The organism is Enterococcus timonensis (assembly GCF_900104595.1).
GTDB classification, from domain to species: domain Bacteria; phylum Bacillota; class Bacilli; order Lactobacillales; family Enterococcaceae; genus Enterococcus_J; species Enterococcus_J timonensis.
On the sequence record NZ_FNVY01000003.1, the window covers coordinates 126,026 to 143,356 of the forward strand.

General features: G+C 35.3%; 11 protein-coding genes. 10 read left to right on the forward strand and 1 reads right to left on the reverse strand.

Translation table 11 applies throughout. From position 1 onward, the window contains the following. Window positions 1-621, reverse strand: coding sequence for a DUF624 domain-containing protein (locus tag BQ5341_RS02420; RefSeq protein ID WP_071130485.1), 621 nt, complete (start codon window positions 619-621; stop codon window positions 1-3). A gap of 185 nt (window positions 622-806) precedes the next feature. Between BQ5341_RS02420 and BQ5341_RS02425 the strand changes: the two genes are divergently transcribed. From BQ5341_RS02425 to BQ5341_RS02465, 10 genes are all read left to right on the forward strand, one after another. After that, window positions 807-2,123, forward strand: a complete 1,317-nt coding sequence (locus tag BQ5341_RS02425; protein ID WP_071130486.1) for an ABC transporter substrate-binding protein — start codon at window positions 807-809, stop codon at window positions 2,121-2,123. A 142-nt stretch (window positions 2,124-2,265) separates the two neighbouring features. Next, on the forward strand, window positions 2,266-3,054 hold the full coding sequence (locus BQ5341_RS02430; RefSeq protein ID WP_235836359.1) for a carbohydrate ABC transporter permease: 789 nt from the start codon (window positions 2,266-2,268) through the stop codon (window positions 3,052-3,054). A gap of 2 nt (window positions 3,055-3,056) precedes the next feature. Further along, a complete protein-coding gene (locus BQ5341_RS02435) occupies window positions 3,057-3,896 on the forward strand; it encodes a carbohydrate ABC transporter permease (protein ID WP_071130488.1) in 840 nt (279 codons plus the stop codon). Window positions 3,897-4,191: 295 nt separating this feature from the next. Next, window positions 4,192-5,451 carry a family 43 glycosylhydrolase gene (locus tag BQ5341_RS02440; RefSeq protein WP_071130489.1) on the forward strand — a complete coding sequence of 420 codons (1,260 nt, stop codon included), beginning with the start codon at window positions 4,192-4,194 and terminating at the stop codon, window positions 5,449-5,451. A gap of 9 nt (window positions 5,452-5,460) precedes the next feature. Beyond that, window positions 5,461-7,035 (forward strand): glycosyl hydrolase family 28 protein, encoded by a 1,575-nt coding sequence (locus BQ5341_RS02445; RefSeq protein WP_071130490.1) that lies wholly within the window; start codon window positions 5,461-5,463, stop codon window positions 7,033-7,035. Between the two features lie 129 nt (window positions 7,036-7,164). After that, window positions 7,165-8,277 carry a beta-galactosidase BglB gene (gene bglB / locus BQ5341_RS02450; RefSeq protein ID WP_071130491.1) on the forward strand — a complete coding sequence of 371 codons (1,113 nt, stop codon included), beginning with the start codon at window positions 7,165-7,167 and terminating at the stop codon, window positions 8,275-8,277. A 12-nt stretch (window positions 8,278-8,289) separates the two neighbouring features. Then, window positions 8,290-10,923, forward strand: coding sequence for a beta-galactosidase (locus tag BQ5341_RS02455; RefSeq protein WP_071130492.1), 2,634 nt, complete (start codon window positions 8,290-8,292; stop codon window positions 10,921-10,923). 19 nt (window positions 10,924-10,942) lie between these two features. Next, window positions 10,943-14,020 carry a rhamnogalacturonan lyase family protein gene (locus tag BQ5341_RS02460; protein ID WP_071130493.1) on the forward strand — a complete coding sequence of 1,026 codons (3,078 nt, stop codon included), beginning with the start codon at window positions 10,943-10,945 and terminating at the stop codon, window positions 14,018-14,020. A gap of 99 nt (window positions 14,021-14,119) precedes the next feature. After that, on the forward strand, window positions 14,120-14,656 hold the full coding sequence (locus BQ5341_RS10280; protein ID WP_083378565.1) for a hypothetical protein: 537 nt from the start codon (window positions 14,120-14,122) through the stop codon (window positions 14,654-14,656). A gap of 6 nt (window positions 14,657-14,662) precedes the next feature. Further along, the gene (locus BQ5341_RS02465) at window positions 14,663-17,308 is read left to right on the forward strand and encodes a glycosyl hydrolase (protein ID WP_083378566.1); all 2,646 of its coding nucleotides are present in this window, start codon (window positions 14,663-14,665) and stop codon (window positions 17,306-17,308) included. Window positions 17,309-17,331 lie beyond the last annotated feature (23 nt).

Below are 17,331 nucleotides of genomic sequence, written 5' to 3' on the forward strand. Positions count from 1 at the left end.
TTAGCTCTGAAGTTTATTTTTTAACTTGTCGACTTCATTTAGCATATCGGAGTGGATAAAGTTAACTAAATATAAGGCCAAAGCAATGCCAAAAGTCAAGAATATAAATAGGTGACTACTTAATATAAGAGTGACCACAAAAATAGTAAAAATAATAGCTAGAACACGCACAGGGAAACGAAAAATCTCCACCAAAATTAAACGGATATTTTCAATAAAGGTTAAATGTATTTTGGCCTGATTAGCTAAGATAAGAACTTCGGAAACTAAGAAAATAAAAACCAATGCTAAATATACACCTTGAAGCCAGACCGCTTGGCTAAAGAAAGTCAATGAGAATTTGAAGTTAAGCAACGAAAGAAGAGTAAAAATTAAAAATAACACGCCATTCCGATTTGCTGAAAAAAAATTTTTTTTGTATTCAATAAAAAATTCTTTAAAACTAGGGATAGTTTTTTCCAGTCGTAATAGATCAAGAAAATGAAATAAACAAACAGTAGCGGGAGCTAGGCCAAATAAAACCAGCCCTAGGAATGAAAATAAAATCCAAAGTAAGTTAAGAAAAATTAGATTCATCAAAAAAGACATTAATTGCATAAATGAATTTTTTAGGTTAACCATAAGACACCTCTTTCTAGTAAACGTTTACTATAAGCATATCATAGCATAAAACTAAAAAAAACGAACATTTTTTTTGAGGAAAATGAACAAGTAGAATTTTCGTAACTTTTAGTCGAATTTTTAACTGTTTTTATGAATCGTTTTCTTTTAGAATGAAAGTGCATTCAAAAAGAGGAGGAATAAAAATGAAGAACAAAAAATTACTGGTTGGAACGTTAGCGGTCGCTACTTTATTAATGGCGGCTTGTGGATCAAGCAAACAAGAAGATGAAGGATCTAAGGCAGAAGACGGTCAAACAAAAGTTTCTTTTGCTTGGTGGGGAAGCGAAACAAGACATAAAACGTATATTGAAGCCATTGAAGCATTCGAAAAAGCCAATCCTGATATTGATATTGAATATGAATATTCAGCTTGGGATGACTATTGGAAAAAATTAGCAACAAAAGCAGCGGCAGGCGAACTACCAGATGTACTGCAGATGGATTTAACTTATGTGGCGCAATATGGCGGTAAAAATCAATTGGCCGACATGTCAGAATTTTTGAAAGACGGTGGCACCATTGATACAACCAATATTGATAAATCTTTAATTGAAACTGGAAAATTAGATGACAAACTTTATGGAGCAGCTCCAGCAATGAACTCTATGGGTATGTTAGTGAATAAAGATTTCTTAGCTAAAGATTCGGTAGAATTAGATTTTTCTTCCTACACATACCAAGATTTTGAAAAAGCTGCTCTAGATTTAAAGAAAGATAGTGATGAATATGGGTTTGTTGATAACTCAGATAATTCCGTTCTTTTGCAATATTATTTACGTTCAAAAGGTGAAGATCTTTATAAATATAATGAAGACGGGAAACCTGAAGTTGGATTTTCAGAGGAAAATTTTGTAAGTTTCATGCAAAGTATTCAAGATATGGTAAAAGCTAAAGCAATGCCAACTGCAGAAGTAGTTACAAATATTAAAAGTTTTGATGAATATCCTCTTTCCTTGGGGAAGGCTGGGTTGTATCAAACTTGGACTAACCAATTTGTGACCTTTACTGATTCTGCGGCAGAAGGTGTAAATTTAAGCCTTGAATTACCTTACGACTCAGGAACAGGAGCGTTATCTTACCGACCAACCTTCTTTTACTCCATTGCTGAAACATCTAAAGTGAAAGATGCTGCTGCTAAGTTTGTTAATTACATGATTAATGATGAAGAAGGAGCCAAAATTTTAGGTACTGAACGAGGTATTCCATCTAATAGTGAAATCAAAGCAGCTTTGTATCCTGATATGACTGATATTGAAAAAGCAACAGCTGACTACTTAGAAAATATTGCTGATGTTGTTGGTGACCCTTCACCAATTCCACCAATGGGTTATTCTGAATTAAATAGTCACTTTAAAGATGTTTATGCTGAAATTACTTACGAAACAATGACTCCAAAAGAAGCTTATGATAGTTATGTTGCTAAAGCAAAAGAAATTTTTGAGGAAAATTATGCAGAGTAAAGGGAAACAAAAAGGGATGAAAGGAAAGTTTAGATCATTATCAACTTCTAGACAGGATAATTTGTCAGGCTACCTTTTTGTATCACCTTTTATTATCGGATTCGCGCTTTTTATTGTCGTACCTATGGGAATTTCGCTTTTCATGGCATTTCATAATTATGATATGCTCTCTCCTGCTAAATTTACTGGGTTACAAAACTTCACTAAAATTTTAACTGATGATCCTAAATTCAGAGAATCATTACTTGTAACTTTGAGATACGTTGTCTTCGCTGTTCCGCTGAGGTTGATTATCGCCTTAGCGGTGGCGATGCTCATCAATCGTCCCTCAAAAATGTCTGGAGCATATCGTGTTTTATTTTATATTCCTTCAATTGTCGGAGGAAGTGTAGCTGTTTCTATTATGTGGCGGAATATTTTTGGTGATTCCGGTTTGATTAATGGAATTTTGAATTCATTAGGAATGGATCCGATTTACTTCTTTAAAAATCCGGGAACAGCATTATTTACATTAATTCTGTTAGCAGGTTGGCAATTTGGTTCGTCAATGCTGGTGTTTCTTTCAGGTTTAAAAAATATTCCAAATGAGTTATATGAAGCTGCTCAAATTGATGGCGCTGGTAAAATCAAACAATTTTTTAGTATTACTCTACCGACTTTAACGCCAATTATTTTCTTCAATTTAGTTATGCAAACTATTCAGTCTTTCTTGACCTTCACACCAGCGTATATTATTTCTAATGGGACCGGATCGCCAAGAAATGGTACACTAGTATATTCTTTATATGTTTATCAAAAAGCTTTCACAGATTTTAAAATGGGTTATGCATCAGCACTAGCTTGGATTTTATTATTGATAGTCGGCGGTATTACTTTGATTTTATTTGCGACTTCGAAATTCTGGGTATTTTCTGAAAACGAGGAGGTTTAGGGATGAAAGTAAAAATTAAAAAAAGAAACCTCGTTGTTGATGTCTTAATTTTAATTATTGCTATTTTAATGCTTTATCCCATGTTCTGGTTAATTTTTAGTTCCTTTAAACCAAATAGCGATATTTTTAGCACTGCAACTCAACTATTTCCGAAAAACTGGACGATTGAAAATTATTTTAAAGGATTCGAAGGAATCGCTGATATTCCATTTGTCACTTATATTTTTAATTCGCTAAGAATTGCTGTAATCGCTACAGTTGGTGCGGTCATTTCATCAGCGGTCATTTCATACGGTTTTGCACGAATCCCCTTTAAAGGTAAAGGTTTTTGGTTTGCCTGTGTATTGGTGACGATGATGTTACCAGCGGAAATTATCATGGTTCCTCAATATCTTTGGTTCAATCAATTAAATTGGGTGAACACATTATTCCCAGTGACAGTACCTTCATACTTTGGGCAAGCGTTCTTTATTTTCTTAATGGTCCAATTCATTAAAGGTATTCCCACCGATTTAGATGAAGCAGCGAAAATGGATGGATGTGGACGAGTAGGTATTTTTTTCAGAGTTATCCTACCACTAATCAAGCCTGCTTTAGCAACGTCAGCAATTTTTAGTTTTTATTGGAAATGGGACGAGTTGATCGGTCCAATGCTTTATTTAACTAAACCGGAAAAATATACAGTTTCTATTGCTTTAAAACAATTCTTAGATTCATCTAGTAGCTCGAACTGGGGAGCGATGTTCGCAATGTCGGTTGTTTCCTTAATTCCGGTACTTACTATCTTTTTCCTATTCCAAAAATACATCGTGGAAGGAATAAGCACAACTGGATTAAAATAGTTTTTGGATGAAAAGAAAGTTTCTCAACTGTTTAAAAAGTTCAAAAAGAACAACTTAATTAAATTATTAAAAAGAAGCATTTGATTTTCTCAAGTAGATTGTACTTTTACAATTGAAAAAGAAAATCAAATGCTTTTTGTATTAACGTTTTAGGATGCCACAGAGAACAACTTGGACAAATTTTTCCTATTGCGGAAATTTCATTTCTCCGTATAGTTAAAAATGAGGAGTGGTAAATAGACGTGGTTACACAAAAATAGGGCGGTGTAAAACCGCAAGAATAAAAGGAGAAAAAATGACAGCAATCATTGCCAACGGGATTCCTTGGTTTGACCAAACAGGTAATACCGTAAATGCTCATGGAGGGAGTTTATTGAAACAAGGAGACCATTATTATTTTTTTGGCGAATATAAAACAAATCAAAAAAATCATTTCACGGGTTTTTCTTGTTACTCTTCTGTAGACCTAGTTAATTGGAATTTTGAAGAAATGTCGCTCGTTCCCCAGAGTTCAGGTTACTTAGGCCCCAATCGAATTGGGGAGCGAGTAAAAGTTATCCAATGTCCGGAAACAAATCAATTTATCATGCTTATGCATACGGACTCTCTTTTGTACGATGATCCAGTCATTGGACTAGCAATTAGCGATGAAATTAGTGGGCCATATAACTTTTTAGGGGCATTGAAATTTCAGAATCAAGAGGTTCGTGCTTGGGATATGGGCGTTTTCGTGGATGACGATGGAGTGGGCTATCTTGTGTTGCATGAAGGAACAATTTATCAGCTAAGCAAAGATTTTAAATCAGGCGAGAAGAAAGTTTTGGAAAATTTAGCTCCTGGTGGGGAGTCGCCAGTATTATTTAAGCAGAATGAAGAATACTTCTTTATTTTTTCTCATAAGACGAGTTGGGAACGGAATGATAATTATTATTTCTATGCTGACAAATTAAGCGGTCCTTGGCATGAAGGTGGTCTATTTTGTCCGCCAAATACGTTAACGCATAATTCGCAGAGTACTTTTGTATTTAAGGAAAAAAGAAATGGGCAAGATTGTTTAATGTTTATGGGTGATCGGTGGTCATTTCCTAAACAAAAAGATGGCGCAACATACGTTTGGCTGCCATTAATTTGTGAAAAGCATTTTTTATCCATCCCACAGTTTTTTTCAGCGTGGGATTACCAAACAGGAAAAGAAGTTTCTATTGTCCCTCAGGAGAAAATTATTTTTCGAGAAAGTCAAAAAGGAAAACAATTCCAATTTCATTTTACTGGAAAATCGGTTGCCTTATTCGGTGAAACTAATCAGCACAGCGGGTATGCTGAAGTTTTAATTTTCAACGACGAAGAAAAGGTAGTCCATCAACAAATCATTGATTTTTATAGCTATTATCTACAAGATGGTCTCAGATATATTTCGCCAACACTATCAGAAGGAACCTATCAAGTGAAAATTATGGTGACGGGTGAATTTGGACAGTGGACAAATAAAGCAAAAAAAATTTTCGGTAGTTCAAACAGCGAAATCTGTTTGAACGGCTATACCGTATACAACTAGGAGTACTAAATGTTTCCCAATTATTTTAAGCTTAGCGTAGCCCCAGGGACTTTGGCCCATGATAGTGTGACTTTGATTTGGGATAAACCAACAGAGTATCATCAAGTTTTAGGTTATCAACTTTTTCAAAATGGTCAACCAATTATTTTTCGTCCCACAAATAAGACTCATTTCACAGTTAGAAATTTGCAACCAAAGACGCGCTACCAATTCACCCTCCAAATGCAAGGTGTCTCTCAAGAAAAACCAATGACACTCACAATTATCACAAAAGAGACACCCGTCGTTATTGATGTTACAAAGGACCCTTATGAAGTGGATTGTACGGGGAAAAAGTTAGCGACTAATTATTTGCAACAAGCAATTGATGATTGTCCTAAAGATGGTATCGTCTGGATTCCTTCTAAAACTAACGTGTTAAGTGGGGCATTACAACTGAAAAGTAATATGACGCTACAAGTGGACGGCGTATTACAAGGAAGTCTAAATCCAGCTGACTATATATCGACAAATTCAAATCAAGGCATGAAAAATGAAGACCAGTTAATTTTAAGCCGCTATGAAGGTTGGGAATTGTTTTGTTATCGAAGCTTACTAAACGCGGGCTTCATTATGCCAGAGAATCGTCAGCAAATAACTTGTGAAAATATCCGTATCTGCGGGCAAGGAAAAATTATTGGCGGCGGTAATGAATTAGCTACCGAAATGAAGAAAATTTACCAAGATAAAAAACTTTATCCTAAATACGTTTCCGATGGTCTAGGCGGGCGGCGAGTTCGTGGCAGGTTAATTTGTTTTAGCCAATGTAAAAATGTCCATCTTACTCAAGTTACTTTAGAAAAGCCATCGGGATGGACGGTACATTTGATATATTGTGATACGGTCACCACGCATGGCCTTGCTATCCATTCAAAAGGTATTGACAATGGTGACGGTTGGGATCCAGATTCCTCGAAAAATTGTTTGATTTTTGATACTACCTTTGATACTGGTGATGATTGTATTGCAATCAAATCCGGTAAAAATCCAGAAGGCAATCAAATTAATATTCCGGCTGAAAATATTCGTATTTTTGATTTACAAATGCAAGGTGGCAATGGAATGGCTATTGGAAGTGAGGAATCAGGCGGGATAAAAAACATTTATATTCGAGATTGTCATATTGAAAATACTCGCTACGGTCTGGAAGTGAAAGCACATTGTGATCGAGGGGGATATTTAGATAATTTACTTGTTCTTGATTGTCGGCTCGATCATTTTTTAGTTCATAGCGTAAAATACAATTCTGATGGTTTCCCAGCTGAAAATCTTCCTATTTTTAAAAACATCACCCTCAAAAATTCAGAAATTATCTCTCCACAAAAGGCAGTTGAACTGACAGGATTTTATAAAAATACTGAACAAAAAAGTTATTTAAAAAATATTGTGCTAGAAAATATTATTTTGCAGCAAAATAATAATCAATTACCTGAAGTTGCGGTTAATTTGTGCCAAGATGTTTATTTTAAAAATATAAAAACTATTCAAGGGACTAAGCTGCTATTAAATTTAGGTGAGGACAACAGGAATTTAGTCTTTAACTAGTAAATTCTTTGCTCTACCAAGAATGTGCTAAGATTCAACAAAATTGTTGACATATTTTAAGGTAATTCATCGGTAAGATAAGAACTGATAGCGTGTACACAAAATATTTGCAATTATCGGAGGAAAATCATGAGAAGAGATCATAATGTAGTCGAACATATTGTTGAAAAGGAAATTGTTACAAATAAAATTCAATTACTGTTAGATAATTTGACCACTATTAAAGATAGCGGAGAATTTTTGCTCCAGTTCGGTGACGTGGTAGTAGATGATAAAAGTTGGAATGTCTGGAACTGGCCACAAGGAGTAGGCTTGTATGGTATTTATAAATATTACCAGTTTACCGGCGATACTAAAGCTTTGAAAATTTGCCAAGATTGGTTTGAAAATCAATTAACTATTGGTGCACCGCCTAAAAATATTAATACGATGGCTCCCCTTTTGACGATGGCTTTTTTATATGAAGAATTTGGCGATTCTCGCTTTTTACCTTATTTAGAAAGTTGGAGCCAATGGGCGATGGAAACTTTGCCACGGACAGATGAAGGTGGTTTTGAACATTTAACATATGGAGAAGAAAATGTTCAGCAAATGTGGGACGATACGTTAATGATGACTGTATTGCCATTAGCAAAAATTGGTCAACTTTTAAATCGATCTGACTATTTAGAAGAAGCCAAACGACAATTTATGCTTCATACGAAATATTTAGCAGATCGAAAAACAGGTTTGTGGTTCCACGGCTGGAATTTTTCTGAAAAACATCACTATGCTGGAGCGCTATGGGGTCGAGGAAACTGCTGGATTACTATTGCGATTCCAGAAATTATCGATATTTTACACTTAGAAAAAAATGATGCTTTGTATTTATTTTTAGTGGAAACTTTGGAGGCGCAAGTAGCTACTTTAGCTAAAATTCAACATGAAAGTGGTTTGTGGTCCACTTTATTATTAGAACCGGAAAGTTATGAAGAAACCTCATGTACAGCGGGTTTTGCTTATGGAATTTTAAAATCTGTTCGGCTAGGGTATGTAGATGAAAAATATCGAATTGTCGGAGAAAAAGCCATTTTAGCGCTGTTGGAAAAAACTGATGAAAATGGAGACGTTCACGACGTATCCGTGGGAACTGGTTTAGAGGATAATTTGGATTACTACCGAAATATTGCAATTACCTCCATGCCATACGGTCCATCACTGAATGTTTTAGCTTTAACTGAATTTTTGCATGATTATATTTAAGGAGCTGTATAAATGAAAATTTTATTAGCAGGTGATTCGACAGTTGCGGATTATCAAAAAAAAGATTGGCCCATGATTGGTTGGGGCCAAGTCTTACGCGAAGTTATTGATGAACAATTTCCAAAAATAGAAGTTTTAAACTTTGCTAAAAACGGAGCTTCCACCAAATCTTTCATTGAAGAAAAATTATTCGAACAATTATTGGAAAAAATCGTCCCCGGTGATCTGGTACTTCTACAATTTGGTCATAATGATCAAACCGGTTCGAATGCTGTACCGATAAATGATTATTATTTGTTTTTACAAACGATGGTTGAACAGATAAAAGACAAGCAAGGCCAAGTAATTTTATGTACACCAGTGGAGCGAAGAAATTTTGTTAATGGGAATCAAATCCCCACCTTGCGAGAATTTACCCCGGTAATCCGCCAACTTGCACAATCGGCTGAGGTCCCTTATTTTGATTTAAATCGCTATACAAATCATTTATATCAACAAGAAGGGGAAAAGAAATCCAGTTCTCTTTTCGCACATTGGTCTAAAACTGAGAGTCAACGTTATCCTGTTGGACTAATGGATAACACACATTTTGCAAAAGCTGGTGCTAAGGCAATTGCTAGCTATGTAGCTATTCGGATTAAAGAATACCTTAGTCAAGATCCATTGTTTGAAAAATATTATTACGGCGCTTGTATGTATCCAGAACTTTGGGATTTAGAAACCATCCGCAAAGATGTTGTCCAAATGAAAACTTTAGGGATGAATTTTGTTCGTATTGGCGAATTTATTTGGAGTTCGCTAGAGCCAGTTGAAGGACAGTATGATTTTTCTCTACTACAACAGGCAATGGATATCTTTAGTGAAAACGATATTGATGTTTGCTTATGTATCCCAACACCGACACCTCCTATTTGGATGACGAAAAATCATCCAGAGCGCTTGATAAAAAATACTGATGGAACGGTGATGGTTCATGGATCGCGTCAACACGTATGTACTAATAATGAATATTTCCGAAAAAAAGCTTATCAATTGACTGAAAAAATTGGAGAATTTGCTCAACAATACAAAAATATTGTTGCTATTCAATTAGATAATGAATTTAAATGTCATGTAGATTTATGTTTTTGTGACACTTGCCAGAAGGAATGGGAACTCTGGTTACAAACTGAGTATCGAGAAATTTCCAATTTAAACCAAGCGTGGGGCACAAAAATTTGGAGTGAAGAATATAGTGATTTCTCCGAAGTGCCGATGCCATTGAGAACACCATTTATTCACAATTCATCTTTACAAAATGCATTCCGAAAATTTACCGCTGAAACAATTAATGATTTTGCGGCGGGGTTGTGTGATTATTTACGGATGCACACAGCAATTCCTATTACTCATAACACGGCATTTGGATTTAACTTATTAAATGAAGAGTTGTTCTCTGAATTGGATGTTGTTGGTTTTGATACGTATCCTTCTGCAGATAATTATCCAGCCTTTCTTTTTAACTTAGATACTTTCCGTAATACGCGCCGCAATCATACGGAGCTTTTATTATTAGAAACGAGCACTTCACATACGGGTCATTTGGAAAATTATGTCCAACCTCATCCGGCAGGTTTTTTAGAAACGGAAGTCTTTACCGGGTTTGCGGGCGGTTTGAAATCATTTAACTTTTGGCATTATCGAAACCATCAGTTTGGTGTTGAACAAACACATAGCACGGTGGTTACGACCTGGGGCGAGCCTGATCTTGGCTTTGAAGAAGTTAAAAAAAGCGGTGCTCTTTTAGAAAAAATGCGTCCATATCTACACGAAAGTAAACTTATGCCTTCATCGATTGCTATGATTTATTCTGATACGGCCAAACGTTTTTATAATATTGAAACGGGTGGAATATACAATCATCGCGCATTAACAAGTGATTTTCATGCAAGTTTAATTAAAGCGGGAATCAGTCCTGAACTTATACCAGAAAATGCTGATTTTTCTAGCTATAAAGTTTTATTGGTTCCGTTTGTTCGCTACATTTCACCTCAAGTATTGATAAAGCTGAAACAATTTGTAAATAATGGAGGTCAATTGATTTTAGGACCAATGACTGGTGATCGAACGAAAGAACTTACTTGGCCAGTAAAAAATGGTTTAGATGAAATCGGTGAGTGGTTAGAAATATCGCAAGTAAATCAATTTGTAGAACGTTTTTCTTCTTATGAAGTTTCGGGTCAAGAAAAATGGTTGCTCAATGGCTTAATTACAACTTTTAAAGTGGATGATACGTGGAAAATTTCACTTAAAACATCTGACGGCAAAGTAACTTGTGCCAAGAAAAATATCGGGGCGGGCAGTGTAACTTATTTAGGAGGCTTGCCAGCGGATTTTGCCAATGATTTAACATTGAAACATTATTTACAATCAGAGATTTTACCATTTGAACAAAGTCAAGATTTATTAGTGTTAGGAGAAAATGTTGTGAAGTATCGTCGTGAAACATCGAAAACGATCCAACTTTATTTAGCAAATATGACGTCATCTTCTAGTGATTTTACTTTAAAAAAATCAGCAATTGATCTTTTGCAACAGAAAACCTATACTGCTGAATCACACGAAATTTTACCATATAGTTATTTGATTTTGAGTATTGACAAATAAGAATAAAGGATATGAAAAAATGATGCGCTTAAAAAATATCACTAAAGAAAATGTCACCATCGAATGGCCGAAAACAGATGGAAACACAAAAGTTTTTTGGTCGGATAAAAACTTATCTAGCTCGCAATTTATTGAAGTTGGTGAAACTGAAGATAATTTTTTTACTTTAGAAAAATCTACTCATCTTCCTCATTATTTAAAAGTGAAAACTAGCCAAGAAATGAGTGAAATTTTTGAAACGCCAGTTTTTCATCATTTTGAGGAACAAATAGAGCAGTTAAATCGGGGGCTAGTTGCGGTGCCGACTAGTGATGGAGTTTTTCTTAGTTGGCGTTTACTGTTACCAGAAGTTATCAATTTCGATAATGCGGGTCAACGTTTAGTTAGCTTGCCCTTTAAAGTCTATAAAAATAAAAAACTTTTAGCTGAAGTTACTGACAGCACCAATTATTTGGATTCAGATGGGACAATTGGAGATTTTTATGCGGTACAACTTGGTGAAGAGGAAGCTTGTAAAGAAGTTCAGGCTTTTGAAAATAGTTATGTCGATATTCCTTTGCAACGTCCTAAAGATGGCGTGACTCCAGCCGGTCAAACTTATCAATATGTAGCCAATGATTTGTCGGTTGCTGATCTTGATGGTGACGGTGAATATGAATTCATTTTAAAATGGGATCCCACGAATGCTAAGGACGTTTCACAACGAGGATACACCGGTAATACTTATCTTGATGCTTTTAAACAAAATGGACAATTACTTTTTCGAGTAGATTTAGGAGTTAATATTCGTTCAGGAGCACATTATACGCAATTTATGTGTTTTGATTTTGACGGCGATGGACGAGGAGAATTGGCTTTTAAAACAGCTCCAGGCACAAAGGTTCAATTTTTTAATTCAGCTAATCAAGTGGTTAAAGAAAAATTTATTACTTTACCACCAACTGATTTAGTAAATGGAGTGAGCCACCAAGATAATTATGTTGCATCGGCTAATGATTACCGGAATCATCTAGTAGAAATGTTTCAACAATGGACAAATCAAACAGAAGTACAACAAGGAAACTGGCCTCAAACATTAGAAGAATGTTTTGATATAGAAAAAAAATATCAATATCCATTAAGTCTAGATGATGCGGAAAAATTGGTGGACTATTTTATTAATGATTTTGCTCCAAGTCGTAGTGAAAAAAACGTTCTAACTGAATTTGAAGGATTTATTTTCAAAGGACCTGAATACTTAACGGTCTTAGCTGGAGATGGAACTGAAATTGAAACAACGGAATTTCCATTTTTACGCGGTGATGATGGTCTTGCTTGGGGTGATTATGCGGGACGTAGAATAGAACCTTGCAATCGAGTCGATCGTTTCTTGTCAGGGGTGGCCTATTTAGATGGTAAACGTCCTTATTTAATTGTTTGTCGTGGCTATTACACACGCGCAGCAATTGCCGCATATGATTTATTTTCCGGTAAATTAAATTGCGTATTTAAAGCTGACAGTGGTCATGTTCCTATGAATAATCCTTTCAATAATACTAGCAATATTCGAGATGGAATCGATCCAATCTATGGGACAATTGCCGGACAAGGAGATCATTCATTATCATGTGCAGACGTTGATTTTGATGGAAAAATGGAAATTATTTACGGCGGTGTAACCATCGACCACGATGGATCAGTTCTCTATAGTTCTAAAGATTATTTGCCAGATGGAACTTTAGCAAAGCTAGGTCATGGGGATGCCATGCATGTAGCAGATATTGATCCTGATCGACCTGGTTATGAAATTTTTAATGTTTTTGAAGGCGCTAGTTCGGCCCCTTATGGTTATGCTTTGCGTAAAGCAGAGGATGGCACGGTAATATTTGGTGAGTACGAGCCCGTTCGTGATTTAGGTCGTTGCATGGTCGGCGATGTCAGAGAAGAACGAGGTTTACAAGCATGGGTCAACACGATTGGCACTTTTGATGTTTGTGGTCAGTTACTGGATCAAAAAACTTTAGGGACCAATATGTCCATTCGTTTTTTACCCGATTTTTCCACCCAAGTAATTGATGGCGCAGATTATTTAGCTAAAAACGGCACGGGTATTATTAATGACTTTACTCATGGAATTGTTATGACTCCAGAAGGTACTGCGGTAAATAACGGGACTAAAGGGAATCCTTGCTTAGTTGTTGATTTATTTGGTGATTATCGAGAAGAATTAATTTTACGTCATGCTGATAATTCAGCACTACGTATTTATACGAATACTGATTTGTCCGATCACAAATTATTTACTTTAATGCATGATACGCAATATCGATGTGGAATTGCTTGGCAAAATAATTGTTACAATCAACCAACTTATCCTAAATTTTATCTGGCTCATGATATGGAAATGTCTGAAGTTTTACCAGCTATGAAACGAAAACCAACATACTATTTGGCAGGAGATTCCACTGTTCAAACATACCCAAAAGAAAGTCGTCCGCAATTTGGCTGGGGAGAATTTTTATTAAACGAAAAAGATTCTAATTTCGCTCAGGTAAGTAATAAGGCAACAGATTTTGAGTTTGGACAAGTTACTATTTATGAAAATCAATTGTCGAAAGTCGCAAACTATAGTATGGGTGGGAGATCCACTAAAACATTTATGGAAGAAGGACGACTGGCGGCCATTGAGCAAAATATTTTGCCAGGAGATTACTTATTAATTCAATTTGGCCATAATGATGTAAATGCTGAAAAAGCTGAACGTTATGTAAGCGAAGAAAAATTTGCTGAAAACTTGGCCGAATTTGCTAGTGCGGCTACAGCACACCAAGCGTTTCCGATAATTCTTTCGCCAATTGCTATTTGCAAAAAAGCCTTCCTACAATCGGATAATAGTCTGAAAGACGTTGAAGAAAAATTATTAACTTATGGCAAGATTGCCCAAAAATTCGCTAAAGAAAATCATTTTCCTTTTATTGATGTACACCAACTAGCGCAAGAATATTTTTCTGATTTAAAAGACGAGCAAGTTGCTAGCTACTATATGCCAGATTTAGTTCATTTAAATGCTAAAGGAGCAAAATTGTACGCTCAGTTAATTGCCGAAAAGTTAATTTAAAAATAAGGAGTGTTCATCAAGAACACTCCTACTTTAGATACAAAAGATTTGAAAATTATAGAAATTTCACGAAGAGAAGCGAGAATAGGAGCTAAACTTATGAGCCTTACAATTCAAAAAGTGGAACCGTTAGATATAAAATTATTTCAAAATCCAACTGTAGAATACAGAGGAATCCCTTTTTGGGCTTGGAATTGCAAAGTGACCAAGGACCTCATTGATTGGCAGTTAGATTTTTTTGAAAAAATGGGGTTTGGCGGAGTAAATATCCATACGCGAGTAGGTCTAGATAATGAATATTTGGGAGAGAAATTTTTTCAACTAGTCAAGTATACTGTGGAGCAATGTAAGGAAAAGGGATTAATTTGTTGGCTTTACGACGATGATCGATTCCCCTCTGGTGCTGCTGGTGGAAAAGTTACTCGCAATATCAATTACAGAGCAAGGGATTTATTACTTACAGAAAAATATGAGACAAATAATACAAAGAAAAAATACTTATTAAATGGATTTTCTGAAGATAAGGCTAGTTTTGAAAAGGCGATAGCTTCAGGCGAAAAGCCAAAAGGATACTATCTAGGCGCGTATCACTTAGTATTTGAAGATAATATTTTAAAAAACTACTCAAATATTTGAGAAGATTTGGAAATAAAAAAATTAATAGACGAGCAAGAGATCGTTCGATTTGCATATGTAAAATTGATGGATGAAGAAGATTGGTTCCAGGGACAGACTTATGTAGATACGATGAATCCCGAAGCTATTGATTGTTTTATCAACGAAACCCACGAAGCATATTATCAAGCAATCGGTAATGAGTTTGGAAAAACGGTTCCGGCAATTTTTACTGATGAACCTCGAATTGGCAAGCAATTACAACTCACAACGGCACTATCCCATGAAGATATCTCAGTTCCTTATACAGAGAACTTTGCAAAACAAATGAATCAAAAATATGATATCGATCCGATAGATATTATTCCAGAATTTATTTGGGAAGTAAAAAAAGATGGCTTTAGTATTAATCGGTATCTGTACAGAAAAACGTTAACGGAATGTTTTGCGTCTACTTTTATGGATCGGCTTGGTAACTGGTGTAAATTACACAATATTAAATTGACTGGACATGTTTTAAGCGAATCACCCTTAACATCACAAGTTGTTTGCGTAGGTGATACTATGAGAAATTATAAAAAAATGGATATACCGGGCGTCGATATGTTAGTTGATCGACGCGAACTAGTTACCGTTAAACAAGCGACAAGTGTTACTAAACAATATGGTCGATCTGGGACTGTTAGTGAGCTTTATGGAGGAACACATTGGTATTGTGATTTCAAAACGTATAAGCTCCAAGGTGATTGGCAAGTTGCACTTGGAATCACGATTCGAGTTCCGCATCTGTCATTTATGTCTATGGCAGGGGAAGCAAAGCGAGATTGGCCAGCATCGATTTTTTATCAGTCTCCGTGGTATGAAGAATTTTCGAGTGTTGAAGATCACTTCGCGCGCTTGAATACCGTTTTAACTAGAGGACAAGCTGTTACAAAAATAGCAGTTGTTCATCCTGTAGAATCATGTTGGTTACATTTTGGACCAAACGATCAGACAGCTACCATCCGTAAAGAGATGGATAATGATTTTGAAAATCTTACGAATTGGCTATTATACGGAACCTTAGATTTTGATTATTTATCTGAATCACTATTATTTGAGCAATGTATGAACTTTATGAATCAGCCGACAAATAAATTATTCGTGGGAGAAATGGAGTACACAACAGTAATTGTCCCCAATATGGAAACTATTCGTTCCACTACACTAGATATTTTAGAGAAATTCCATGAATACGGTGGGAAAGTTTTATTTATAGGAAAAGTTCCCCACCTAGTTGATGCAAAAGAGTCTAAACGTGCAAAAAAAATGGCAGAAACTTGTCAATATATTAGTAAGAGTCAAGATGAATTGTATAAAGCACTAAATGATGAACGAGATTTAATGATAACAAAAAATGATGGAACCCGCGCAAATAATTTATTTTATCAATTGCGAAATGATCAGGACGTGCAATGGCTATATGTCTGCCATGTAAATCAAAGTAATAAAAAAGTATCAAAATCTGAGGCTTATACTTTTACAATTCGTGGGAGACATTCTGTGACCTATTTTGATACTTTCAGTGGAGAAACTAAAAAAATTCCAGTCCAATTCATTAAGAGAAATACTGTTATTCATTGGAAGTTATATAGCGAAGACAGTTTGTTACTCCAATTAGCTAGTCCCAAGCAAGCTCTTCTCACCAATAGCTACAGGGAGAATAGTGATTTTCCCAATTCATTAAAAATGGTTCAAAACCTTTACACGCCAGAAAGCTATACACTTTTAGAACCAAATATGTTGTTATTAGATTATGCTAGTTATAAGCTGGATGATGGAATGGTTAAGGAAAGAACAGAAATTTTAAGATTGGATAATTTAATTAGAAAACAGTTGAAATTTTTGATAAGAGAAGATCGGATGAGACAACCGTGGGCAACGGAAAAGAAAGAGTCACACAAAGTAACATTATATTATGAAATTCAATCAGAAATAGAGACGGTTGCTCAATTAGGCATAGAGAATCTAGCCGCTTCTAAAATTTATCTTAATGGAACAGAAGTAAATAAAACAAATAAAGGCTATTATGTTGATTGTTCTATATCAATTATTGACTTGCCAAAACTAAATATAGGATTGAATCTACTAAAAGTAGAAGTTGAGTATAATCAAAAAACAAATTTGGAAAATCTTTATCTTTTAGGAGACTTTTCTGTAGAAGTAGCGGGAATTGAAACGCGAATAAAAAAAAGAAGTAACCAAATGACAGTGGGAGATATTACCCAACAAGGATTACCATTTTATACCGGAAACTTGGAGTATAACTTTTTATTTTCAACTAATAATCCAAATGAAGAATATTTTGTGCACATTCCGCATTTTAATTCGCCAATTTTAAGAGTTTTCTTAGATGGAGTTGATCGAGGTGTGATTGCCTATCAACCACATTTGTTACGATTAGGCCAAATTTCGCAGGGGAAACATACATTAATCATTCGTTCATATGGTAATAGATTTAATGGTTTCGGCACATTGCATAATGCTAATAAAGACTTCACTTGGTATGGGAACTCTTCATATAGAACGGTAGGTGATCAGTGGACAGATACTTATTTAACTATGCCAATGGGTCTGCTGTCAGCGGTGGAGATTTTTTCAACAAAACATCAAGATATCGTTGACAAACTATAAATAAAGTTACAAGTGAGTTTTGG